Raw genomic sequence first — 22,083 nt, forward strand, 5'->3', positions numbered from 1 at the left:
GACGTCAGCGCCCGGCGGCGAACCGGATGCCCCTGCGCGCCGGCCTCGACGCCACCGCGGAGTCGGGCCGGGGCCTGGGTGGCGACGCCGGCCGGCCTCCGGGGCACGGCCCCGTACCCGCCGTCCGGCATGACCGTGTGGGCCCGCCTCACTCCCCGTGCCCGCATCAGCCCGCGTTCTCGGCCGGCTCCAGCCGCAGCGAGATCGAGTTGATGCAGTACCGCTGGTCGGTCGGGGTCGGGTAGCCCTCGCCCTCGAAGACGTGGCCGAGGTGGGAGCCGCAGCGGGCGCAGCGGACCTCCGTGCGGACCATGCCGTGGGAGCGGTCCTCGATCAGCTCGACCGCGGCGGAGTCCTTCGGGTCGTAGAAGGACGGCCAGCCGCAGTGCGACTCGAACTTCGTGGTCGAGGTGAACAGTTCCGCTCCGCAGGCGCGGCAGGAGTAGACGCCCTTGGTCTTGGTGTCGGTGTACTCACCCGTGAACGCGGGCTCCGTGCCGGCCTGCCGCAGGACGGCGTACTCGGCCGGGGACAGCTCCGCGCGCCACTGCTCGTCCGGCTTCTCGACGTCGTACGCCATGAGTGCTCAGCTCCCCTACTTCTTCTACTGCTGCTTGAGACGGTCCAGGATCAGCGGGCCGAGGTCGGTGACGTCGCCCGCGCCCATGGTGAGAACGAGATCACCGGGCCGTGCCATTCCCGCGACCGCCTCCGGTACCCCGGCCGCCTCGTGCAGCGGGGTGACGTCGGCGCCGGCCGCGCGGGCGGCCTCGACGATCAGGTCGCTGGTGACGCCGGGGATCGGGTCCTCGCGGGCCGGGTAGATGTCGAGGACCAAGGAGGCGTCGGCGAGGGCGAGCGACTGGCCCATCTCCTTGGCCAGCTCCTGGGTGCGGGAGAACAGGTGCGGCTGGAAGACGACGAGGATGCGGGCGTCGCCGGCCGCCGCGCGCATCGCCTCCAGGTCGGCGGTCATCTCGGTGGGGTGGTGCGCGTAGGAGTCGACGACCTGGACGCCGGCCGCCTCGCCCTTGAGCTGGAGCCGCCGCTTCACGCCGGTGTAGGCGGCGAGGGCGGGGGCCAGTTCGGCGGAAGGGATGCCGAGGACGGCGCCCGCGGCCAGGGCGGCCACCGCGTTGGAGGCGTAGTGGCGGCCGGGGACGGAGACGGTGAAGGTCAGTTCCGTGCCGTCGAGCGCGACGGTGACCTCGCTCTTCAGTCCCTGCGGGACGACGGAGAGGATGCGGACGTCGGCGTCGGCCGCCTCGCCGTACGTCACCGTGCGCACCGAGCCGGCCAGGCGGCGGGTCAGTTCGCGGGCGCCCTCGTGGTCGGCGGAGACCACCAGCGTGCCGCCGGGCACGATCCGGCCGGCGAACGTCTCGAAGGACTCGTGGATCTCGTCCATCGAGGCGTAGTTGGCGTGGTGGTCGAGCTCGACGTTGAGGACGATCGCGACCTCGGGGGCGTACTTGTGGAAGCTGCGGTCGCTTTCGTCCGCCTCGGCGACGAAGATCTCGCCGTCGCCGTGCAGGGCGTTGGAGCCGGGCGCGTCCAGGTCGCCGCCGATCGCGTACGACGGATCCAGGCCCAGGTGGGACAGGGCGACCGCCAGCATCGAGGTGGTGGTCGTCTTGCCGTGGGTGCCGGCCACCGCGAGCGGACGCAGGCCGTCCATCAGGGCGGCGAGGGCGTCGGAGCGGTGGACGACGGGGACGCCCAGCTCGGCGGCGCGGACCAGCTCCGGGTTGTCGGCGCGGATGGCGGAGGAGACGACGACGCAGCTCGCGTCGTCGGCGAGGTGCGCGGGGGCGTGCCCGATGTGGACGGTGGCGCCCAGCGCGCGCAGCGCCTCGGCGGTCGCGGAGTCCTTCGCGTCGCTGCCGGCCACCTTGGCGCCGCGCTGGGCGAGGATCTTGGCGATCCCCGACATTCCGGCGCCGCCGATGCCGATGAAGTGCGGTCGGTCCATGGCGGTGGGGAGGCCGGGTGCCATGTTGTCTCCCTGTGCGTGCGGTTCTGTACGTGCCTGTCTGCGCCGGTCAGCCTATGCGGTGCCGGGCGCGGACGCCGACCTGGCCAGGGCACGCCGCGCAGCCGTGCGCGGCTCCCCGCGCGCCCGCCGACCGGCCGGGGGGCTCACGCCTTGCTGTGCGAGAACAGCTTCAGCACCGGCACGCCGACCTTGTGCCGGGCCCGGGAGGCCCAGTCCCGGTGGAAGAACTCCTCCACGTAGTGCGGGTCGGTCAGGACGATCACCTCGTCGGCGCCGATCTCCTCCACCAGGGTCTTCAGCGCGTCCAGCGGGTGTTCGTCGATCAGCCGGCCCACCGCCTCGTTGCCCGAGGCGCGCAGCGCGGTGAGGGACACCTCCAGGGCCCGCTGTCCCGTGGTCAGCGCCTCCTCGCCCTCGGGTGTCTCCCCTTCGCGGACGGCCTCGTCCAGCTCGCCGAGCGCGATGTCGTCGATCGCGCGCAGCAGCCGGTCCGCCTGGTCGCCGCGCGGCTGGAGCAGCACGTAGAAGGAGACGGCCTCGTCCCCGTGCAAGGTGGTGACGAACTCCACGTCGGCGGACGTCAGGGCCTTCTCGATCATCAAAACGCTTGTGAACACCAGGCGCCCCTTCTCCCTCGCGGGCCCGCGGGCCCCAAACCCTCCGTGAGCCGTGTCCGGCCCTGCCGAAACCATCCTGCCCCGTGATCGCGCAGGTACTGCCGGAATCAGTGTGCCCGTCCCCAGCTAAGCGGAACGGAATATTCCGATTATTGCCGCGTCGTATCCACGTCGTGTCACACCCTCCGGTACCTGCTGAAGAGGAAGCCTTCCTCCTCCAGCAGGGAGGCCAGCTCGAACCGTCGCGGCACCGCGACGGACGGCCCCCCGGCGATCCGCTGCGCGTCCCCCGCCGTCAGCAGCGGGGAGACGGTCAGGCACAGCTCGTCCAGCACCCCGGCCGCGACGAACTGCCCGAGCAGCCGCGGCCCGCCCTCGGTCAGCAGCCGCCGGTGGCCGAGGGTTGCGAGGGCCGCCACGGCACGCGCGGGATCCACGCCGGGCCCGTCCCCGGCGACCACCACCCGGGCGCCCGCCCGCTCGGCGGCGGCGACGCGGTCGGCGGGCGCCGCGGCGCCGGTCAGGACCAGCGTGGGGACCAGGGGCGAGGTGAACAGCGGGAGGGAGAAGTCCAGGCCGAGGCCGGCGCTGACCACCGCGATCGCGGGCACCGGGCCCTGTCCGGCGGCCTGCCGGGCCGCCGCGAACTCGGCACGCGCGCGTGCCGGGCGGTACCCCTCCTGGCGTACGGTCTCGGCGCCGACGACGACCACGTCCGCCAGCGCCCGCAGCGTGCCGAAGATCCGCATGTCGGCGGCGCTGGAGATGGGCTGGGAGCGGCCGTCGTGCTGGGCGGCCCCGTCGAGCGTGGAGACCATGTTGGCCCGCAGCCACACGCCCGGTCCGCCACCACCGGGGCCGTGGTCCGGCTCCGGCTCCGGCTCCGGCTCCGGCTCCGGATAGGCGTACGCGGCGGCCAGCTCCGCCAGGCTCCACTCCCGGTCGCCCCCTCCCGGGGCCCCCTCGGTGGTCTCTGCCGCTGCTGTCTGGTCGGTCACAGGGAACAGGCGTCGCATGCGGTGCAGTGTTCCACGGCATCTACCATGATGAACCGTGTCGTCTCCCTCCCCCGCCTCCGGCCCCGCCGCCTCCGGATCCGCGCCCATAGCGGGCACCGCGGGCACCGCCCCGCTGTCCCTGTGCGCCCGTGAGCCGCACGTCCCCGCCGACCGGCTGGTGGCCGAGATGGTGCCGCCGCCGCGGTTCGACTCGGTCCGGTTCGACACCTACGTACCGGACCCGAACCAGCCCAGCCAGAGCGAGGCGGTACGGGTGCTGGAGGGCTTCGCGGCCGGGCTCGGCCAGGCGGCACCGGCGGGCGGCGGCAGGCGCGGTCTGTTCGGTTTCGGGCGGAGCAAGGCGCCGAAGACCCCGGCCGGCCCGCGCGGCGTCTACCTCGACGGCGGCTACGGCGTCGGCAAGACCCATCTGCTGGCCTCCCTCTGGCACGCCACCGACGCCGAGCCGTCCCGCAAGGCGTTCGGCACCTTCGTGGAGCTGACCAACCTGGTCGGCGCCCTCGGCTTCCAGCAGACCGTGCGGACGCTGTCCGGGCACCGGCTGCTGTGCATCGACGAGTTCGAACTGGACGACCCGGGCGACACCGTCCTGGTCTCCAGCCTGCTCTCCCGGCTGGTGGAGGCGGGCGTGGCGCTGGCCGCCACCTCCAACACGCTGCCCGGCAAGCTCGGTGAGGGCCGGTTCGCGGCGGCCGACTTCCTGCGCGAGATCCAGGGCCTGTCGGCGCACTTCCGCACCCTGCGCATCGACGGCGAGGACTACCGCCACCGCGGCCTGCCCGAGGCCCCGGCGCCGTACTCCGACGAGCAGGTCACCCGGGCCGCGCACGCCACCGCCGGCGCCTCCCTGGACGCCTTCCCCGACCTGCTGGACCACCTGGCCCGGGTCCACCCCAGCCGCTACGGCGCGCTGACCGACGGCCTCGCGGCGGTGTGCCTGACCGGGGTCCGTCCGGTGCCGGACCAGTCGACGGCGCTGCGGCTGGTGGTGCTCGCGGACCGGCTGTACGACCGGGAGGTGCCGGTGCTCGCCTCCGGGCTGCCCTTCGACCGGCTGTTCAGCGAGGACATGCTGAAGGGCGGCTACCGCAAGAAGTACTTCCGGGCGATCTCCCGGCTGACCGCGCTGGCGCGCGACGCGGCACGCCTGGCCGACACCCGCTGAGGCGGCGGACCACACCCCCAACCCCCTGAAGTCAAGGGGGCGTTCACGCCAGGCGCCCACTCTTTTCAGGCTCTCCTCAGACACGAAACACCGAATTAACCCTGCAAAGGACTTTGCTGGGTTAACGTCTTTCTTGACCAGCCATTGACCAAGTGTTGGTTCTTGTAAAACGTTCGAGGTGAGCGAAGGGGGGCGTATGCCACGAGGTACGACGGCCAGAACCGTGATCTCACTCCTCGCCGCCGCCCTGCTCACCTTCCAGCTGTTCGCACCCAGCGCGTCCTTCGCAACCGCGCACACGAGCCGTGATGTCGTGGCCAACGATCAGTCCGGAACCATCCCCTCCGGATGGGTGGCACGCATCGAGACCGTCACGTGCCACGACGCCGGCCGGCCCGGGGACCCGACCGGTCCCGCACGGGTCCGCGACCGGCACCGCACCGCCACCGCCCCGGAACCCCGGTCGGCCGAACGGCCGCTCCTGAGGCAGCGCATCCCGGCCGTCTTCGAGCAGGTCCAGCCCGGCATCGGGCACTCACGTCCGCCGAGACCCTCGGCGGACCGTTCCCCCGCGGCACTCCAGGTGTTCCGCTGCTGACAGTCCGGAGCAGCAGCCCCACCTCTGTCATTGACCGTCCGACGCGCCCCCACTGCGCGCCAGGAGGAAAACACCCTCATGCAACCCCTCATCGACCACGCCCGCACGTACGGACAGCGCCCTGAGGAGTTCGCCAGGTACGCCGAAGGCCAGTCCCCCGACGTCCTGTTCATCACCTGCTCCGACTCGCGGGTCGTACCCGCGCTGATCACGGGCGCCCGGCCCGGCCAGCTCTTCGAGCTGCGCACCGCGGGCAACGTCGTCCCGCCGTACACCGCGGAGCGCCCCACCGGCGAGGCGGCCACCATCGAATACGCCGTGCAGGTGCTCGGCGTCGACGACATCGTGGTCTGCGGCCACTCGCACTGCGGCGCCGTCGGCGCGATGGTCCGCGGCGACGACCTGACCTCCGTACCGGCCGTACGCGACTGGCTCAGCTACGGCGCGGACCAGCCGAAGTGCTCCGACCCGGCCGACCCGGCGGTCGCCGAGCCCGTGCAGAACCACGTACTGGCCCAGTTGCTGCGCCTGCGCTCCTACCCGTGCATCGAGCGGCGTCTGGCCGAGGGCAGCCTCCGGCTGCACGGCTGGTACTACGAGGTGCACACCGGGACCGTGCGCGCGCACCAGGCGGACACCGACACGTTCGACGTCCTGTGAGCGCCCCCGTGTCCCGAATATCCAAGTACCCGTTCCTGCGGCAGGACTTCGCCGCCTCCCTCGTCGTGTTCCTGGTCGCCCTGCCGCTGTGCGTGGGCGTGGCCGTCGCCTCCGGCGTCCCGGCCGAACTCGGCCTGATCACCGGCATCGTGGGCGGCATCGTCACCGGTCTGCTGCCCGGCAGCAGCCTCCAGGTGTCCGGCCCCGCCGCCGGGCTGACCGTCCTGGTCTACGAGGCCGTCGACACCTACGGCCTGCCCGCGCTCGGCGTGATCGTGCTGGCGGCCGGGCTGCTCCAGCTCGTCATGGGCGCCCTGAAGCTGGGGCGCTGGTTCCGGGCCATCTCGCTGTCGGTGGTCGAGGGCATGCTGGCCGGCATCGGGCTCGTCATCATCGCGGGCCAGCTCTATGCGGCGGCGGGCCTGGAGGCGCCCGCCTCCGGGCTCGGCAAGATCGCCGGGCTGCCGGGGGCGGCGGCCGACGCGTTCGGCTCCACCGAGGCGCTGGCCTCGCTGGCGGTCGGCGCGGGCACCATCGCGGTGATGGTCGGCTGGAAGAAGCTGCCGAAGCAGGCCCAGACCGTGCCGGGCGCGCTCGCCGCGGTCGTCCTGGCCACGCTCGCCGTCCTCGCCTTCGGGCTGCCGGTCGCCACGGTCGAGGTCAACGGCCTGTTCGACTCCATCCAGCCGCCCGGCGCCGACGCCTTCGGCGAACTGGCGAGCGTCGGCATCATCGGCACGATCATCGCCTTCACCCTGATCGCCTCCGCCGAGAGCCTGTTCAGCGCCGCCGCGGTGGACCGGCTGCACAACGGTCCGCGCACCGAGTACAACAAGGAACTGATGGCGCAGGGCGCGGGCAACGCGATCTGCGGAGTGCTCGGCGCGCTGCCGATGACCGCGGTCATCGTGCGCAGCTCGGCCAATGTGAACGCGGGCGCCAAGACCAAGGCCTCCCGGGTCATGCACGGTGTGTGGCTGCTGCTCTTCGCGGCGCTGCTCCCGGCCGCGCTGGCCTACATCCCGCTGCCCGCGCTGGCCGGCATCCTGGTCCACGCGGGCTGGAAGCTGATCCCGTTCCGTCCGCTGGTGGCGCTGTGGCGGACGCACCGGGGCGAGGCGCTGATCCTGATCGTCACGGCCGTGTCGATCGTCGCCGTCAACATGTTCGAGGGCGTGCTGATCGGTCTGGCCCTGTCGGTGGTCAAGACCGCCTGGGATGCCTCGCACCTGAAGACGGAGATCGTCGACAAGGGCGCCGGTCCCATCCAGGTGTACCTGTCGGGCAACGCCACCTTCCTGCGGCTGCCGAAGATCCTCGACAGCCTGGAGTCCCTCCCGCAGGACCGGCCCATCGAGCTGGACCTGTCCGGACTGCACCACCTGGACCACGCCTGCCGTACCGCCCTGGAGAACTGGGCCGAGCGGCACAGCGCCACCGGCACGGATCCGGTGAAGGTGACGGAACCGGCGCAGGTGACGGCACAGGCACAGGTGAAGGAACCGGCTGGGGTGACCGAACCGGCGGGGTGACGTCCGCCTGAGACGTCCGGGCACTCCACGCGCCCCCGTGGGGTGCCCGGACATGCCACCCGCGCCGCACGTGGTTCCCGGGTCTTCTGTGAAGTGATAAACACAGCGGGTCACAGTCCTGTCCGCCAGCAGGAAGGTTTCCCCATGTCCGTGTCTCCGCGTCCGGCGAACCCTCGTCCGGCGTCCCGACGTGAAGTCCTCGCCCGCTCCGGTGCCCTGGGAGCGGGCATCGTCTTCTCCGGCGCCCTGACCGAACTCTTCGCCGGCACCGCCGCCGCGCAGTCCCTGGGCCACACCGGGTACGGCCCGCTGGTCCCCGACCCCGACGGGCTGCTCGACCTGCCCGCCGGCTTCCGCTACCGCGTGCTGTCCCGGGAGGGCGAGCCCCTGCGGTCGGGCGAAGGCCCGGTCCCCTCGAACCACGACGGCATGTCCGCCTTCCCCGCCGCCCGGGGCCGCGTCCACCTCGTCCGCAACCACGAGAACCGCGCCGACGGCCGCGTCCCCGTCCCCGCCGTCGAGGGCCTCACCTACGACCCGGCCGGCCAGGGCGGTTGCACGGCGCTGACCCTGGACTCCCGCAACCGGGTGCTGTCCGAACGGGTCGCGATCGCCGGTACGGCCGTGAACTGCGCGGGCGGGCCCACCCCCTGGCACACCTGGCTGACCTGCGAGGAGACCGAGGACAAGGCAGGCACCGACGGCTACACCAAGGACCACGGCTTCGTCTTCGAGGTCGACCCGGCCGACCCGCACCGCACCGGCGCGGTACCGCTGACCGCGCTGGGCCGCTTCCAGCACGAGGCGGTCGCCGTGGACCCGCGCAGAGGCGTGGTCTACGAGACGGAGGACGCCTTCGAGCACCCCTTCGGCCTCTTCTACCGCTTCCTGCCCGACAAGCCGCTCGGCGGCACCGGATCGCTGCGCGCGGGCGGCCGGCTCCAGGCGATGCGGGTGCCGGGCGTACCCGACCTGTCCACGGTCCAGGAGACGGGCACGACGTTCGACGGCATCGCATGGGTGGACGTCCCCGATCCGCTGGCCGCCGGGACCCCGATCCGCTTCCAGGACTTCGGCCGGGGCGGCATCACCCACGCCCAGAAGCTGGAGGGCTGCTACTGGGGTGGGCGCTGCGTGTACTTCGTGTCGTCCTTCGCCCGCGGCGCGGACGGCTCGGCGGCCGACCACCACGGCCAGATCTGGCGCTACGACCCCGAGCGGCGCCGGCTCACCCTGGTGATCGTCTTCGGCCCGGACACCGACGTACGGCTGCCCGGCGAGTCCCCGGACAACATCTGCCTGGCGCCCTCCGGCGGCCTGATGGTCTGCGAGGACGGGGGCGGCGCCCAGCACGTCTTCGGGGTGACGCGCAAGGGCGAGGTGTACGCGATGGCCCGCGGCCGGCAGAACATCGGAACGGCCGGGGAACCCGAGTGGGGCGAGTTCGCCGGCGTGACGTTCTCCCCCGACGGGGACACGATGTACGTCAACTGCTACACGCCGGGGACGACGTTCGCGGTGACGGGACCCTGGCGGGCACCCGTCGGGTGACAGCGGCGCGGCGCGGGGTACCCGGAGCCGCATGACGGAGAACGCGCGGCCCAGCGGCTCGTACTGGTTGGAGACGGCACCGGGTGAACCCCACCCCGCGCTGACGGAGGATCTCGACGTCGACGTCGCCGTGATCGGCGGCGGCGTCGCGGGACTGAGCGCGGCGTACGAGCTGACGCGGGCCGGGCGGAGCGTGGCGGTGCTGGAGGCCGGGCGGATCGCCGCGAGCGTCACCGGCCACACCACCGCCAAGCTCACCGCCCAGCACACCCTGGTCTACGACAAGCTGCGCCGCACCCGGGGCCCCGAGGGCGCCCGGCTGTACGCCCGCTCGCAGACCGAGGCGATCGCGCGCGCCGCGGCGCTGGTGGACGAGCTGGGCATCGACTGCGACTGGGAGCCCAGGAGCGCCTACACCTACGTCTGCGACGCGGGCCGGGTGGACGAGGTGCGGGCGGAGGCCGCGGCGGCGAAGGAGGCGGGGCTGCCGGCCGAGTTCGTGACGGAGACCGGGCTGCCGTTCCCGGTCGCGGGCGCCGTGCGGGTCGCGGGCGGCGCCCAGTTCCACCCGCGCAAGTACCTGCTGGCCCTCGCCGGGGACCTGCTGGCACGCGGCGGCCTGATCTTCGAGAACACCGTCGTGCACGGGCTGGACGAGGGCGAGCCCTGCCGGCTGTCGACGGACACGGGAGCGACGGTGCGGGCCCGGGACGTGGTGGTGGCGACCCATTACCCGATCTTCGACCGGGCGCTGCTGTTCACCCGGCTCTCCCCGCGCCGCGAGCTGGTCGTGGCCGGTCCCGTCGAGGCCGGCCGGGACATCGACGGCATGTACATCACCCCGGACGAGGGCACCCGCTCGGCCCGCACGGCCCCCCTCGACGACACGGGCCGGCGTCTGCTCATCGTCACCGGGGAGCACTTCACCCCCGGCACGGGCGACACCCGGGAGCGGTTCGAGCGCCTGTCCGGCTGGGCCCGCGGCCACTTCCCCGGCGTCACTCTCACCCACGCCTGGGCCACCCAGGACATCGACCCGACCGACACCGTGCCGATGGTGGGCCCGCTGCACCCGGGCGCGCACCACACCTACGTCGCCACCGGCTTCGGCGGCTGGGGGATGAGCGGCGGCATGATGGCGGGCCTGCTGCTCACCGCGCAGATCACGGGCACCGGCAGCCCGTGGAGCGAGCTGTACGACCCGCGCCGGCTGCGCACCCAGGTCCGTGAGGCGCCGCGGTTCCTGCAGACGCAGGCCGAGGTGGCCCGGCACTTCGTCGGCGACCGGCTCAGGCCCGCGCCTCCCGTGGACGCCCTGCCGCCCGGCGAGGGCGCGGTGGTCCGGGCGGGCGGCGACCGCGTCGCCGTGTACCGCGACGAGGCCGGCGCCCTGCACGCCGTCTCCCCGCGCTGCACCCACCTGGGCTGCCTGGTCGGCTTCAACGCCGCCGAGCGCGCCTGGGAGTGCCCCTGCCACGGCTCCCGCTTCGACACGGACGGAAAGGTCATCGAGGGCCCGGCGACGAAGCCGCTGGAGCGGCGGGAGATCTGACCGGCCGCCCGGCCGGGTGACCGTACGGCCGGGTCGGCGCCCGGCGGCAGGAAAACCGACGAAGCCGCCCATATGTTCGTACGATGATCACTCTCGTACGGCGTGCGGTCCTGGTCTCTCTCCTGGGCGCCGCCCTCGCCGCCTGCGGCACCGCCGAGGCACCGCGGCACCCGGCCGCCTCTCCCTCCTCTTCTCCGGAGCCGTCCGTTCCGACCCTCGCGCCCGGCCCGGCCGGGCTCACCCCGGTCTTCTCGCACGGCCCGCGTACCGGCGAGCGGACCGTGGCGCTGACCTTCGACGCCGACATGACCGCCGACCAGGGGCCCCGGGCGGCGGCGGGCGAGCGGTTCGACAACCCGGAGCTGATCGCCGCGCTGCGGGAGCTGAAGGTGCCGGCGACGGTGTTCATGACCGGACGGTGGGCCGAGGAGTACCCGGACCAGGCCCGCTCGATCGGCCGGGACCGGCTCTTCGAGGTCGCCAACCACTCCTACAGCCACTACGCCTTCACCGACGACTGCTACGGCCTGCCGACCGTGTCCCGCGACCGGATGCGGGCGGACGTGGAACGGGCGTACGCGGCGTTCCGGAAGGCGGGGGTCCAGGACCCGATGCCGTACTTCCGCTTCCCGGGCGGGTGCCACGACCCGGCGGCGCTGAAGGAGCTGACGGCCGCCGGAGTCACCGCCGTGCAGTGGGACGTGGTGAGCGGCGACGCCTTCGCGACCGACGCGGACGCCGTGTCCCGGCAGGTGCTGGACGGGGTCCGGCCGGGGTCGGTGGTGGTCCTGCACTGCACCCGCAGCGCCGCCCCCGTCACCGAGCGGGCGGTGCGGACGATCGTGCCCGAACTGCGGCGGCAGGGCTACCGCTTCGTCAAGGTGTCCGAGCTGGTCGGCGCCGCGAACGGGCGGACCTGACGGTTCTACGCTGGAGACATGAGCGACAACGACTACTGCCTGATCGACGACGCGGGCAGGCCGCCGAAGGCGGAGGGCCCGCCGTACGCGATGGGGGTCCCTCCCGCTCGAGCGAAGCCGAGAGTGGGGGAGTGTCCTGTGCCGGGAGCCGACGGAGTACCCGGAGTCGTACAAGGGCGTCACCCTCTGCCCGGCCTGCGAGTGGCTGGAGGCGCAGCGGACCGCGTGTTCAGGGTGAACCGGCCCACCGCCCTGGGCCCCGACGGCGAGCGCGGCGGCGTACAGGACGACCGGCGGCAGCGAGCGCTGGGAGCGCAGCGCCTCGTCGAGCACGAGCAGCCCGGGTTCGGCGAGCCGCGCCTGTGCCACCGCCACCTTCTGGCTGCCGCCCCGGTGAATCAGGGTGGACTTCCCCGTGCCGTTGGCGCCCTCGACGCGGACCAGCGCGCCGGGCGGGACGGTCAGGCCGACGCCGCGCAGCACCCAGGGGCCGCGCGGGCCGTAGCGGCGGCCCACACCCGTCAGCCGTACCTCACGTCGCATGGCCCCGTACTCTCCCGGGTCCGCGGCGGCTTGGCAGACTGGGCGCGTGAACAACGACGCGACACCCGTCCCCGACAGCCCCGCACCCGGCAGCCCCGCACCCGGCGGCCCCGCCGCCGACAGCCCGTTCCGCGCCGAACCCGGTGACCGCGACCTCGCCCCGCAGTTCGTGCTGCCGCTGGTCGTCCGCATCGAGCGCGCGGCGCCGCCGGCCCGTACCGACGCGCTGGAGACCGCCGCCCGGGCGGTGCTGGTGATGCTCGCCGACGAGCGGTCGACGGGCGAGGGGGAATGGGCGCGGGCGATGCGGGACTGGCAGGACGCCCGCATCCGCAAGGTGGTGCGGCGGGCGCGCGGTGCCGAGTGGCGGCGGGCCGAGGGGCTGCCCGGCATCACGGTCACCGGCAAGTCGGCGGAGGTACGGGTCTTCCCGCCGGTCCCGCTGGACGGCTGGCCCAAGGAACTGGCCAAGCTCCAGGTCTCCGGCACCGAACTCGACGACCACGAACCGCCGGGCGACGCCGACCGGTCCGGGCCGGTGCTGTGGATGAGTCCCGAGGTCGAGATGTCGGCGGGCAAGGCGATGGCACAGGCCGGGCACGGCGCCCAGCTCGCCTGGTGGCAATTGACCGGCGAACAGCGCGCCGCCTGGCGCGACGCGGGCTTCCCGCTCGCCGTCCGCACCGCGTCCCCCGCCGACTGGCCCCGCCTCACCGCCGGCGGCCTGCCGGTGGTCCGCGACGCCGGGTACACGGAGATCGCGCCCGGGTCGTGCACGGTGGTGGCGGACCACCCGGAGCTGCGGTGACGTGGTGACACCCACTGAACCTCAAATCTTGCTCTGAACGCCCGCGTTCCACGGTTCGGCGCCGCTCGCGGCGGCGAAACCCCCGGCATGTACACAGGAGAGGGGGTGGAGGCCGTGCACCGACTGGGAACCGGTATCGGATGGCGCCCGGAGATCGCGGACGCCGTCGAGGCGATGCCGGGCATCGACTGGGTCGAGGTGGTGGCCGAGAACGTCTGCCCCGGACACCTCCCGGCCTCGCTGCTGCGGCTGCGCGAGCGCGGTGTCACCGTGGTGCCGCACGGCGTCTCCCTCGGCCTCGGCGGCGCGGACCGGCCCGATGCGGGGCGGCTCGCGGCACTGGCCGAGCGGGCCGGCGTACTCGGGTCACCACTGGTCACCGAGCACATCGCGTTCGTCCGCGCGGGCGGGCCTGGGACCTTCTCACCGCGTCTGGAGGCGGGGCACCTGCTGCCCGTGCCGCGCACCCGGGACGCCCTGGACGTGCTGTGCGAGAACGTCCGCATCGCGCAGGACGCGCTGCCCGTGCCGCTGGCCGTGGAGAACATCGCCGCGCTCTTCTCCTGGCCGGGCGAGGAGCTGACGGAGGGGCAGTTCCTGTACGAACTGGCCGACCGGACCGGCGTACGGCTGCTGATCGACGTCGCCAACCTGCACACCAACCACGTCAACCGCGGCGAGGACCCGGCCGAGGCGCTCGCCGCGCTGCCGCTGGAGGCGCTCGCCTACGTCCATGTCGCGGGCGGCTTCGAACGCGACGGTGTCTGGCACGACAGCCACGCCCACCCCGTGACCCAGCCGGTGCTCGACGTGCTGACCGACCTCGCCTCGCGGGTCGCGCCGCCGGGGGTGCTGCTGGAGCGGGACGAGGACTTTCCCGAGCCGGCCGAACTGGAGGGGGAACTGGCCGCGATCGGGGCGGCGGTGGAGAAGGGACGGGCGGCCGGGGGCCGAGGGGCCGCCCGGCTGCCGGGCGGGGCGCGGACCGCCGGCGACGGGAAGCAGCCCGCCGGTGAGGGAACCCGTCGGCGGCTCGCGCTCGCCCAGACCGCACTGCTCTCCTCGCTGGTCGCGGGGACGCCCGCGCCCGAGGGGTTCGACCGGGCGCGGCTGGAGGTGCAGGTCCTGGCGCTGGCCGGGAAGCGGGCCGGCGTGGTGGCGAAGGTAGCGCCCGAACTGCCGGAGATCCTGGGCGCGGCCTACCGCCCGGCCTTCCTCGCGTACGCCCGGGAGAGGCCGATGACCGGGGGCTACCGCCGGGACGCCCTGGACTTCGCCGCGCACCTGGTGCGGAGCGGGACCGTGGCGGACGCCCGGGCCCGGCGGGAGGTACGGCGGTGGTGGCGGGAGCGGTCGGGACCGGTGCCCCCCTCACGGCGTCCGGCGGTGCGACTGGTGCGGGCCACGCGACGGGTGTTGCTGGGGCGCTGAACTTCCCTGAACGGAACGTCACATACCGGCAACACTGGGTCCGGATGCTGAACAGGGCGTGGCGTGGGCCCATCTCTTTGGCATAGAAAAACGGCATGTTCTGGGTCCTCCTCCTGCTGCCGGCCTGGGCCGTCGCCGGTACGGCGTGCACGCGACTGTGTCTGGCCGCCGCCCGCGCGGCGAACGGCGGCACGGACTCGGTCCGCGGACGTGAACTCGACCTCTACGAGGCCGCCTTCCTGTCGGGCGGCCCCGCGCGGGTCGCCGACCTGACGATGGTGTCCATGGCCCGTCAGCGCCGGCTCCTGCTCGCGCACACCGGCTGGGCGACCGTCGTCGACCCGCGCGGCCAGGACGAGATGGAGCGCTCCGTGATCGGGGCCATAGGTCCCGGGGGACAGTCCCGGATCGCGCCGGTACGGGCCTCGGCCGCGGCGGCGGACGCGGTGCGGGGGCTGGCCGAACGGCTGGTCAGCGCGGGCCTGGCGGTACCGGACGGCGTCCGCACGGTCGCCGCCGCCGTCCGCCGGGTGCGGCTCGCCGCGCTGGCGGTGTGCGCGCTGGGCGCGGCGGCGCTGGCCCTGCCCGCTTCCGGCGACGTGCCGCGCTACCTGATCGCCCTGTGGTTCGCGCTGCCGCTCGCCCTGACGCTGAGCTGCCTGGCCATAGCCCGCATCGAGGTCCACCCGTACTCGGCGTGGGCGTCACCGGCCGGACAGCGGCTGCTGTACGCGTTCGCCCGGCGGGCCGGCCGGCCCGGGGACGCCGCGGATCTCACCTCGGTCGCCGTCCGCGGCGTGCGGGCGATCGGCGAACCGGACCTGCGCGCGGCCTTCGCGCACCGCGAGGAGTACGAGGGCCTGCGGGACTGACCCATCGGGGCCGCCCCCGGCCGCCCCCGGAAAGACGCGGCGCCGACACCCGCCGGGGTGCTTGCCTTCCCCGATCGCCGAACGAAACATCCCTTTTGTCGAATTTGGCGCACCGAAGGGACACGCGATGAGAGCAGCCACCCTCTGCTCGGCCGCCGGCTCCTTGCTCCTGGCCGCCCTCACCGCCGCCCCCGCCGACGGCGCCCCGGAGGACCCGGGTACGGGTACGGGTACGGGTACGGGTACGGCCGAGCGGCGGGGCGCCGAGGCGGCCGCCGCCCGCGCCGCGGCGGCCGGCATCAGGTTCGGCGACTGCCCGGACGCCGACGAACTGCCGGGCAGCATGCGCTGCGGCACGGTCACCGTCCCGCTCGACTACGCGCGCCCCGACGGCAAGCGGATCGAGCTGACCGTCGGCCGGGTGCGGGCCACCGGCAAGGACCCGAAGCGCGGTGGGCGGGCGGTGCTCCGGCAGGGCGCCCTCGTCTACAACCCGGGCGGGCCGGGCGCCTCCGGGCTGCACTTCCCCCTCATCGGCATGGTGCCCGAGTGGAAACGGCTGGCGGCGGCGTACGACCTGGTCGGCTACGCGCCACGCGGGGTCGCCCCCTCCGCGCCGCTGAGCTGCCAGGACCCGGAACGCTCCGTCCAGGGCCCCCGGCCGTCCCCGACGCGGCCCTCCGCGGCGTACAAGAAGGAACGTGCCGCCGAGGCCGCGGCGTACGCCCGTGGCTGCGCCGAGCGGGCGGGCGACGCGCTGCGCCACTACCACTCCCTCAACAACGCCCGGGACCTGGAGGTGATCCGGGCCGCGCTGGGTGAGGAGAAACTGACCTTCATGGGTGCCTCGTACGGGACCTACTTCGGGGCGCTGTACGCGGAGCTGTTCCCGGGGCGGGTGCGGCGGATGGTGTTCGACTCGGCGGTGAACCCCGACCCGGCGGGGATCTGGTACCGCAACAACCTCGCCCAGTCGGCGGCGTTCGAGCGGCGCTGGCTGGACTTCCGGACGTGGATCGCCGCACACGACGACGTGTACGGGCTCGGGAACACGCCGAGTGAGGTGCGGGACAGCTACGAGCGGGCGAGCCGGTCGCTGGCGGCGCGGCCGGCGGGCGGCACGGTGGGACCGGCGCAGTTGCAGAAGTCGTTCCTGCGGGCCGGGTACTACGACGACCACTGGCCGCACCGGGCGCGGGCCTTGTCGGCCTATCTGAAGGGGGACCCGGGGCCGCTGGTGGAGCTGGCGGGGCCGCTGGTGGAGACGGCCGCGGAGACGGAGAACTCCAGCGCCGTGTACACGGCCGTGGAGTGCAACGACGCGCCCTGGCCGACGGATTTCGCGGTCTGGGACCGGGACAACACGCGGCTGGCGCGCCGGGCGCCGTTCGAGACCTGGGAGAACGTGTGGACCAATCTGCCGTGCGCCTTCTGGCCGGCGTCCCGGCAGCGGCCCCTGGACGTGCGCACCGCGCCGGGCGAGCTGCCGCCGGTGCTGATCCTGGCGGCCGAGCGGGACGCGGCCACGCCCTACGCCGGGGCGCTGGAGCTGCGGCGCCGGCTGTCGGGCTCGGTGCTGGTCACCGAGCGGGACGCCGGCTCCCACGGCATCGCGGGCGGCCCGAACGCGTGCGTCAACGGGCACCTGGAGGCGTACCTGCTCGACGGCCGCCTCCCGGCGCGGGACGCCTCGTGCGCCCCGCGCCCGGCCCCGGTGCCCACCGCGGAGAGCTGACCGGGCCTCTGATTCCGGCTGCTGGTCAGGCCAGCCCGGCGACCAGCTCGGGCAGGTCCTTGCGGCGGCCCGTGCCCCGACTTCCGGGGGACACCCCCCGGACCCCCGGCCGGACCACGGACGCCACCCCGGGCATCAGGCCAGCCCGGCCACCAGCTCGGGCAGGTCCTTGCGGCGGCCGGTGTAGAACGGGACCTCCTCGCGGACGTGCAGCCGGGCCTCGGAGCCGCGCAGGTGGCGCATGAGGTCGACGATGCGGTACAGCTCGTCGGCCTCGAAGGCGAGGATCCACTCGTAGTCGCCCAGCGAGAAGGAGGCGACCGTGTTGGCGCGCACGTCGGGGTAACCGCGGGCCATCTTGCCGTGGTCGGCGAGCATCCGGCGCCGGTCCTCGTCGGGCAGCAGGTACCAGTCGTAGGAGCGCACGAACGGGTAGACGCTGATGTAATTGCGCGGCGTCTCGTCGGCGAGGAACGCCGGGATGTGCGAGCGGTTGAACTCGGCCGGGCGGTGCAGCGCCATGTTCGACCAGACCGGCTCCAGGGCGCGGCCCAGCCTGGTGCGGCGGAAGAGGTTGTACGCCTCCTGGAGCTGGTCGCTGGTCTCGGCGTGCCACCAGATCATCACGTCGGCGTCGGCGCGCAGCCCGGAGACGTCGTAGGTGCCGCGCACGGTCACGTCCTTGGCGGCGAGCTGGTCGAACAGCTCCTGGACCTCGTCGGCGTACCCGGCGCGGTCCTCGGGGAGCGCGTCCTTCAGCTTGAAGACGGACCAGAGGGTGTAGCGGATGACCTCGTTGAGGTCCTTGGCCAGCTTGCCCTTGTTGGGGATGCGCTCGGCCGCGGGGGTGGAGGCGTCGTCACTCATGACCTTATTCTCCCGCTCCATTCTGTGGGCTCGGCACCGGGTCGGTGGTGAGTTCCTCCACACCGCCGAGGCCGTCGTGGACCTGGTCGGCGGCCTCCCGCGCGCCGGCGATGGAGGCCGGGATGCCGACGCCGTCGTACGCCGCGCCGCACACGGCGAGGCCGGGGAGCTTGGCGAGGTGCTCGCGGACGCGGGCCACGCGCGCGTGGTGGCCGACGGGGTACTGGGGCAGGCCGTCCTGCCAGCGGGTGACGCGGGTGGCCACGGGCGCGGCGGTCAGACCGGTGGCCCGCTCCAGGTCGTGCCGGGAGACGGCGACGAGTCCGGCGTCGTCGCGGCCGAGGACCTCCGTCTCGCCGTAGCGGCCGACGGAGGTGCGCAGCACGACCAGGTCCGGGTCCTCGCGGTCGATCCAGCCCCACTTGCGGGAGGCGAAGGTGGACGCCTTGATGGTGCGTCCGTCGACCGGCGGCACCAGGAAACCGCTGCCCTCGGGGAGCGCGGCGGCGTCCGCGCGGCGGTAGGCGAGGGTGATCAGCGCCATGGAGGCGTACTCCACGGCGGCCAGCTCGGCCGCGGCGGCGGGCGCCTCGGCGCCCAGCAGCGCGGCGGCGGCCGGGGCGGGCACGGCGACGATCACCGCGTCGGCCGTCAGCACCCGGTCGCCGGCGACGACGCGCCACCCGGCGGGCGCGGCGCGGCGCAGCTCGGTCACCGGGCTGTTCAGCAGGATCTCGCCGCCGCGGGCGCGGACGGTGTCGGCGACGGCCGGGGGCAGGGTGCCGATGCCGCCCTCGATGCCCATGAAGACGGGGCCGCCGGGCCCCGGGGCCGCGGCCGTACGGCCCTGGATCGCGCGGACCGCCTCGGTGAGCGACGTGTGGGCGCGGACGGCCTCGAACAGCTGGGGTACGGCCGAGCGCATCGAGATGCGGTACGCGTCGCCCGCGTACACCCCGCCCAGCAGGGGCTCCACCAGGCGGTCGACCACCTCGCGGCCGACCCGCGCCGCCACGTACTCACCGACCGCCACGTCGTCGCCGACCTCGGTGGGGGGCAGTTCGGCGTCGCGCTCGACGCGGGCGAGTCCCTCGTCCGACAGCACGCCGGACAGGGCGGCGGCGGTGCCGGGGACGCCCATGACGTGGCCCTTGGGCATGGGCCGCAGGGCGCCGCGGGTCCACAGCGAGGCGGTCGCGGTGGCCGGCGGCTGGAGGCGGTCGCCGAGGCCCACCGCACGGGCCAGGCCGACCGCCTCGGGGCGGCGGGCCAGCATCGACTCGGCGCCCAGGTCGACGCGCACGCCCGCGATCTCGCCGGGCAGCAGCTTGCCGCCGACGCGGTCCGACGCCTCCAGCACGGTCACCCGCGCGCCCCGCTCCGACAGCCGGTGGGCGGCGGCCAGACCGGCGATCCCGGCTCCGATGACGACGACATGCCCCGTGCCCGCACGGGTCCGACTTGCGCACATGTTCCCACCTTCTCAGACCCCACTGACAGGGGCCGAAGGGCCCCGGTGTCCGGCACGCGCAGCGGCGCCGCCCCCGTGTCCCACGCGCAGGGCCGCCCCGGCAACCGGCGCGCGAAGCCCCCGGCGCCCGGCACCCGACGAACGCCCCTGCCCGGCACCCGCGGAGCCCGGAGGCCGGCCCCCGGCGGCCCCCTTGTCCGACGCGCGTCCCGACCGTGACCTCATCGGGACCCGCGCACGCCAACGTTCCGGCCCGGCCCGGCGTCGAAGGAGCGTCAGTCGTCACGTCCCCGGGGGAGACCCGCATGCGCGCACACCGTTCCGTACGACCCGTTCCGGCCCTGGCCGGGTTCCTGCTGGCCGCGGCCCTCGCGCTCACCGGATGCAGTGCCGGCGGTGACGACTCCGCCGGAAGCGGCAGCGCCGACAAGGCGGTTGGCCAGGAGCGGGCCGCGCAGCAGGGCGCCGGGGGCGGTGCCGCGAAGGGCTCCGAGGCGACCGCCCCGGCGAAGCTCCCCGCGCAGCACATCATCCGTACCGCCTCCCTGACCGTGCAGGTCGGGGACGTACCCAAGGCGCTCGCCGAGGCCCGTACCGCCACCGAGGACGCGGGCGGCTACGTCGGCGAGGAGACCACCGGCCGCGACGAGGACGGCGACGAGCACACCGAGGTCGTGCTCCGGGTGCCCGCCGACGCCTACGACCGGGTCCTCACCGGCCTCGCGGGCACCGGCAAGCTGCTGGAACGGACCACCGAGGCGCGGGACGTCACCGACCAGGTGGTGGACGTGGAGAGCCGCATCACCTCGCAGCGCGCCAGCGTCGCCCGGATCCGCGAGCTGATGGACCGGGCGGAGCGGCTGAGCGACGTGGTGACGCTGGAGGGCGAGCTGAGCAGCCGTCAGGCCGAGTTGGAGTCGCTGCTCGCCCGGCAGGCGTCCCTGAAGGAACGCGCCGCCCTGGCGACCATCACCCTCTCCCTCACCGAGACACCGCCCCGCCCGGACGGCACGGACGACGACCCCGGGTTCACCGACGCCCTCGCGGGCGGCTGGGACGCGTTCGTGGCGATGCTGCGCTGGCTGGCGGTGGTGTTCGGCGCGGCGCTGCCGTTCGCGGCGGTGACGGCGCTCGTCGTGCTGCTGTGGCTGCGGCTGGTACGGCCCCGGCTGCCGCGCCGCCCGGCGCCCGCGCCCGCCACGACCGCCCTGGGCCCGCTGCCGACGGCCCGCCCGGCGCCGCAGCCGGCCCGCTCGCCGGTGGGGCCTGCGGAGGAGGCGCGTACGGAGGAGCGGGAGGAGGACTGAGCGGGACCCGGACGCCCCGCCCCCCGTAGCGTGTCCGCATGGACATGAACGGTGCGACGGGTGGACGTGAGCGGCTGGTGGTGATCGGCGGCGACGCCGCGGGGATGTCCGCGGCGTCGCAGGCACGCCGGCTGAGGGGCCCCGACGAGCTGGAGATCGTGGCGTTCGAACGCGGCCACTTCTCCTCCTACTCGGCGTGCGGCATCCCGTACTGGGTCGGCGGCGAGGTCGACGACCGGGACCGGCTGATCGCCCGCACCCCCGAGGAGCACCGCGCCCGCCACATCGACCTGCGCATGCGCACCGAGGTCACGGAGATCGACGTGGCGGGCCGGCGGGTACGCGCGCGTGACGTCGATTCCGGCGCCGAGTCCTGGACGGCGTACGACAAGCTCGTCATCGCCACCGGCGCGCGGCCGGTCCGGCCCGACCTGCCCGGCGCGGACGCCCCCGGGGTGCACGGCGTGCAGACGCTGGACGACGGACAGGCGCTGCTGGACACGCTGGCACGCGCGCGTGGCCGTCGCGCGGTGGTCGTCGGCGCCGGGTACATCGGCGTGGAGATGGCCGAGGCGCTGATCAACCGCGGCTACGAGGTGACGGTCGTCAACCGCGGCCGGGAGCCGATGTCCACCCTCGATCCCGACATGGGCCGCCTGGTGCACGACGCCATGGAGGGCCTCGGCATCACGATGGTGAACGACACCGAGGTCACCGAAGTGCGCACCGGCGAGGACGGGCGGGTGAGCGCGGTGGTCGCCGGCGACGCGGTGTACCCGGCGGACGTGGTGGTGCTCGGCATCGGCGTCACCCCGGAGACCTCGCTCGCCCGGGCCGCCGGTCTCCCCCTGGGAGGCCACGGCGGCCTGCTGACGGACCGGGCGATGCGGGTGCGGGGGTACGCGGACATCTGGGCGGGCGGCGACTGCGTGGAGGTCCTGGACCTGGTGTCCGGGCAGTCGCGGCACATAGCGCTCGGCACCCACGCCAACAAGCACGGCCAGGTGATCGGCACCAACGCGGGCGGCGGGTACGCCACCTTCCCGGGCGTGGTCGGCACGGCGGTCAGCAAGGTCTGCGACCTGGAGATCGCCCGGACGGGGCTGCGCGAGAAGGACGCCCGCCGGGTGGGCCTGGAGTTCGTCGCGGTCACCATCGAGTCGACCAGCCGCGCGGGCTACTACCCGGACGCCTCCCCCATGACGGTGAAGATGCTCGCCGAGCGCCGCACCGGCAAGCTGCTGGGCGTGCAGATCGTCGGCCGGGAGGGCGCGGGCAAGCGGGTCGACATCGCGGCGGTGGCCCTGACGGCGGGCATGACGGTGGAGCAGATGACCGGGCTGGACCTGGGCTACGCCCCGCCGTTCTCGCCGGTGTGGGACCCGGTGCTGGTGGCGGCCCGCAAGGCGGCGCGGGCGGTCGAGCAGGCGGACTGACGC

At 74.2% G+C, this 22,083-nt stretch carries 19 protein-coding genes and 1 pseudogene; 14 read left to right on the forward strand and 6 right to left on the reverse strand.

What is annotated here, in order from left to right:
- Window positions 1-166: 166 nt before the first annotated feature.
- From msrB to J7I94_RS27320, 4 genes are all read right to left on the reverse strand, one after another.
- The gene (gene msrB, locus J7I94_RS27305; protein ID WP_215171090.1) at window positions 167-580 is read right to left on the reverse strand and encodes a peptide-methionine (R)-S-oxide reductase MsrB; all 414 of its coding nucleotides are present in this window, start codon (window positions 578-580) and stop codon (window positions 167-169) included.
- Between the two features lie 24 nt (window positions 581-604).
- A complete protein-coding gene (gene murC, locus J7I94_RS27310) occupies window positions 605-1,996 on the reverse strand; it encodes a UDP-N-acetylmuramate--L-alanine ligase (protein ID WP_215171092.1) in 1,392 nt (463 codons plus the stop codon).
- A gap of 143 nt (window positions 1,997-2,139) precedes the next feature.
- Window positions 2,140-2,613, reverse strand: a complete 474-nt coding sequence (locus tag J7I94_RS27315) for an indole-3-glycerol phosphate synthase (protein ID WP_215171094.1) — start codon at window positions 2,611-2,613, stop codon at window positions 2,140-2,142.
- Between the two features lie 176 nt (window positions 2,614-2,789).
- On the reverse strand, window positions 2,790-3,629 hold the full coding sequence (locus tag J7I94_RS27320) for a pyrimidine reductase family protein (protein WP_215171096.1): 840 nt from the start codon (window positions 3,627-3,629) through the stop codon (window positions 2,790-2,792).
- Between the two features lie 37 nt (window positions 3,630-3,666).
- On the opposite strand from J7I94_RS27320, the gene zapE reads away from it, so the two are divergent.
- From zapE to J7I94_RS27375, 12 genes and pseudogenes are all read left to right on the forward strand, one after another.
- Complete coding sequence (gene zapE / locus J7I94_RS27325; protein ID WP_374198425.1) at window positions 3,667-4,797, forward strand: cell division protein ZapE; 1,131 nt, start codon at window positions 3,667-3,669, stop codon at window positions 4,795-4,797.
- 223 nt (window positions 4,798-5,020) lie between these two features.
- Window positions 5,021-5,395: a hypothetical protein gene (locus J7I94_RS27330; RefSeq protein WP_308114715.1), complete on the forward strand. Its 375-nt coding sequence runs from the start codon at window positions 5,021-5,023 to the stop codon at window positions 5,393-5,395.
- Window positions 5,396-5,473: 78 nt separating this feature from the next.
- Window positions 5,474-6,055, forward strand: a complete 582-nt coding sequence (locus J7I94_RS27335) for a carbonic anhydrase (RefSeq protein ID WP_215171101.1) — start codon at window positions 5,474-5,476, stop codon at window positions 6,053-6,055.
- 8 nt (window positions 6,056-6,063) lie between these two features.
- Window positions 6,064-7,587 carry a SulP family inorganic anion transporter gene (locus tag J7I94_RS27340; protein ID WP_215171103.1) on the forward strand — a complete coding sequence of 508 codons (1,524 nt, stop codon included), beginning with the start codon at window positions 6,064-6,066 and terminating at the stop codon, window positions 7,585-7,587.
- 144 nt (window positions 7,588-7,731) lie between these two features.
- Window positions 7,732-9,138 carry a PhoX family protein gene (locus J7I94_RS27345; RefSeq protein WP_215171105.1) on the forward strand — a complete coding sequence of 469 codons (1,407 nt, stop codon included), beginning with the start codon at window positions 7,732-7,734 and terminating at the stop codon, window positions 9,136-9,138.
- Between the two features lie 31 nt (window positions 9,139-9,169).
- A complete protein-coding gene (locus J7I94_RS27350) occupies window positions 9,170-10,690 on the forward strand; it encodes an FAD-dependent oxidoreductase (protein WP_215171108.1) in 1,521 nt (506 codons plus the stop codon).
- An 83-nt stretch (window positions 10,691-10,773) separates the two neighbouring features.
- On the forward strand, window positions 10,774-11,610 hold the full coding sequence (locus J7I94_RS27355; RefSeq protein ID WP_215171110.1) for a polysaccharide deacetylase family protein: 837 nt from the start codon (window positions 10,774-10,776) through the stop codon (window positions 11,608-11,610).
- Window positions 11,611-11,628: 18 nt separating this feature from the next.
- Window positions 11,629-11,848, forward strand: a pseudogene (locus J7I94_RS38635) (hypothetical protein).
- Between the two features lie 351 nt (window positions 11,849-12,199).
- Window positions 12,200-12,961, forward strand: a complete 762-nt coding sequence (locus J7I94_RS27360) for a peptidyl-tRNA hydrolase (RefSeq protein WP_308114716.1) — start codon at window positions 12,200-12,202, stop codon at window positions 12,959-12,961.
- An 87-nt stretch (window positions 12,962-13,048) separates the two neighbouring features.
- Entirely contained in the window at window positions 13,049-14,392 is a 1,344-nt protein-coding gene (locus J7I94_RS27365; protein WP_215171114.1) for a DUF692 domain-containing protein, read from the forward strand.
- Between the two features lie 95 nt (window positions 14,393-14,487).
- A complete protein-coding gene (locus J7I94_RS27370) occupies window positions 14,488-15,264 on the forward strand; it encodes a TIGR04222 domain-containing membrane protein (RefSeq protein ID WP_215171116.1) in 777 nt (258 codons plus the stop codon).
- A 127-nt stretch (window positions 15,265-15,391) separates the two neighbouring features.
- On the forward strand, window positions 15,392-16,999 hold the full coding sequence (locus J7I94_RS27375) for an alpha/beta hydrolase (RefSeq protein WP_215171118.1): 1,608 nt from the start codon (window positions 15,392-15,394) through the stop codon (window positions 16,997-16,999).
- 135 nt (window positions 17,000-17,134) lie between these two features.
- Here J7I94_RS27375 and hemQ read toward each other — a convergent pair whose 3' ends face one another.
- Complete coding sequence (hemQ, locus tag J7I94_RS27380; RefSeq protein ID WP_215171120.1) at window positions 17,135-17,866, reverse strand: hydrogen peroxide-dependent heme synthase; 732 nt, start codon at window positions 17,864-17,866, stop codon at window positions 17,135-17,137.
- A gap of 4 nt (window positions 17,867-17,870) precedes the next feature.
- A complete protein-coding gene (gene hemG / locus J7I94_RS27385) occupies window positions 17,871-19,337 on the reverse strand; it encodes a protoporphyrinogen oxidase (RefSeq protein ID WP_215171122.1) in 1,467 nt (488 codons plus the stop codon).
- A 305-nt stretch (window positions 19,338-19,642) separates the two neighbouring features.
- On the opposite strand from hemG, the gene J7I94_RS27390 reads away from it, so the two are divergent.
- Together J7I94_RS27390 and J7I94_RS27395 are read left to right on the forward strand one after the other, a co-directional pair.
- On the forward strand, window positions 19,643-20,644 hold the full coding sequence (locus J7I94_RS27390; protein WP_215171124.1) for a DUF4349 domain-containing protein: 1,002 nt from the start codon (window positions 19,643-19,645) through the stop codon (window positions 20,642-20,644).
- Window positions 20,645-20,682: 38 nt separating this feature from the next.
- Window positions 20,683-22,080, forward strand: a complete 1,398-nt coding sequence (locus J7I94_RS27395; RefSeq protein ID WP_215171126.1) for an FAD-dependent oxidoreductase — start codon at window positions 20,683-20,685, stop codon at window positions 22,078-22,080.
- Window positions 22,081-22,083 lie beyond the last annotated feature (3 nt).

This window comes from Streptomyces sp. ISL-12, from assembly GCF_018614415.1.
GTDB lineage: Bacteria > Actinomycetota > Actinomycetes > Streptomycetales > Streptomycetaceae > Streptomyces.

Coding starts and splice junctions, on each gene's coding strand:
- J7I94_RS27370 (WP_215171116.1), top strand. CDS start 14,488: ATGTTCTGGGTCCTCCTCCTGCTGCCGGCCTGGGCCGTCGCCGGTACG.
- J7I94_RS27375 (WP_215171118.1), top strand. CDS start 15,392: ATGAGAGCAGCCACCCTCTGCTCGGCCGCCGGCTCCTTGCTCCTGGCC.
- J7I94_RS27390 (WP_215171124.1), top strand. CDS start 19,643: ATGCGCGCACACCGTTCCGTACGACCCGTTCCGGCCCTGGCCGGGTTC.
- msrB (WP_215171090.1), bottom strand. CDS start 580: ATGGCGTACGACGTCGAGAAGCCGGACGAGCAGTGGCGCGCGGAGCTG.
- J7I94_RS27365 (WP_215171114.1), top strand. CDS start 13,049: ATGTACACAGGAGAGGGGGTGGAGGCCGTGCACCGACTGGGAACCGGT.
- murC (WP_215171092.1), bottom strand. CDS start 1,996: ATGGCACCCGGCCTCCCCACCGCCATGGACCGACCGCACTTCATCGGC.
- J7I94_RS27335 (WP_215171101.1), top strand. CDS start 5,474: ATGCAACCCCTCATCGACCACGCCCGCACGTACGGACAGCGCCCTGAG.
- J7I94_RS27320 (WP_215171096.1), bottom strand. CDS start 3,629: ATGCGACGCCTGTTCCCTGTGACCGACCAGACAGCAGCGGCAGAGACC.
- J7I94_RS27395 (WP_215171126.1), top strand. CDS start 20,683: ATGGACATGAACGGTGCGACGGGTGGACGTGAGCGGCTGGTGGTGATC.
- J7I94_RS27355 (WP_215171110.1), top strand. CDS start 10,774: ATGATCACTCTCGTACGGCGTGCGGTCCTGGTCTCTCTCCTGGGCGCC.
- hemG (WP_215171122.1), bottom strand. CDS start 19,337: ATGTGCGCAAGTCGGACCCGTGCGGGCACGGGGCATGTCGTCGTCATC.
- hemQ (WP_215171120.1), bottom strand. CDS start 17,866: ATGAGTGACGACGCCTCCACCCCCGCGGCCGAGCGCATCCCCAACAAG.
- J7I94_RS27350 (WP_215171108.1), top strand. CDS start 9,170: ATGACGGAGAACGCGCGGCCCAGCGGCTCGTACTGGTTGGAGACGGCA.
- J7I94_RS27345 (WP_215171105.1), top strand. CDS start 7,732: ATGTCCGTGTCTCCGCGTCCGGCGAACCCTCGTCCGGCGTCCCGACGT.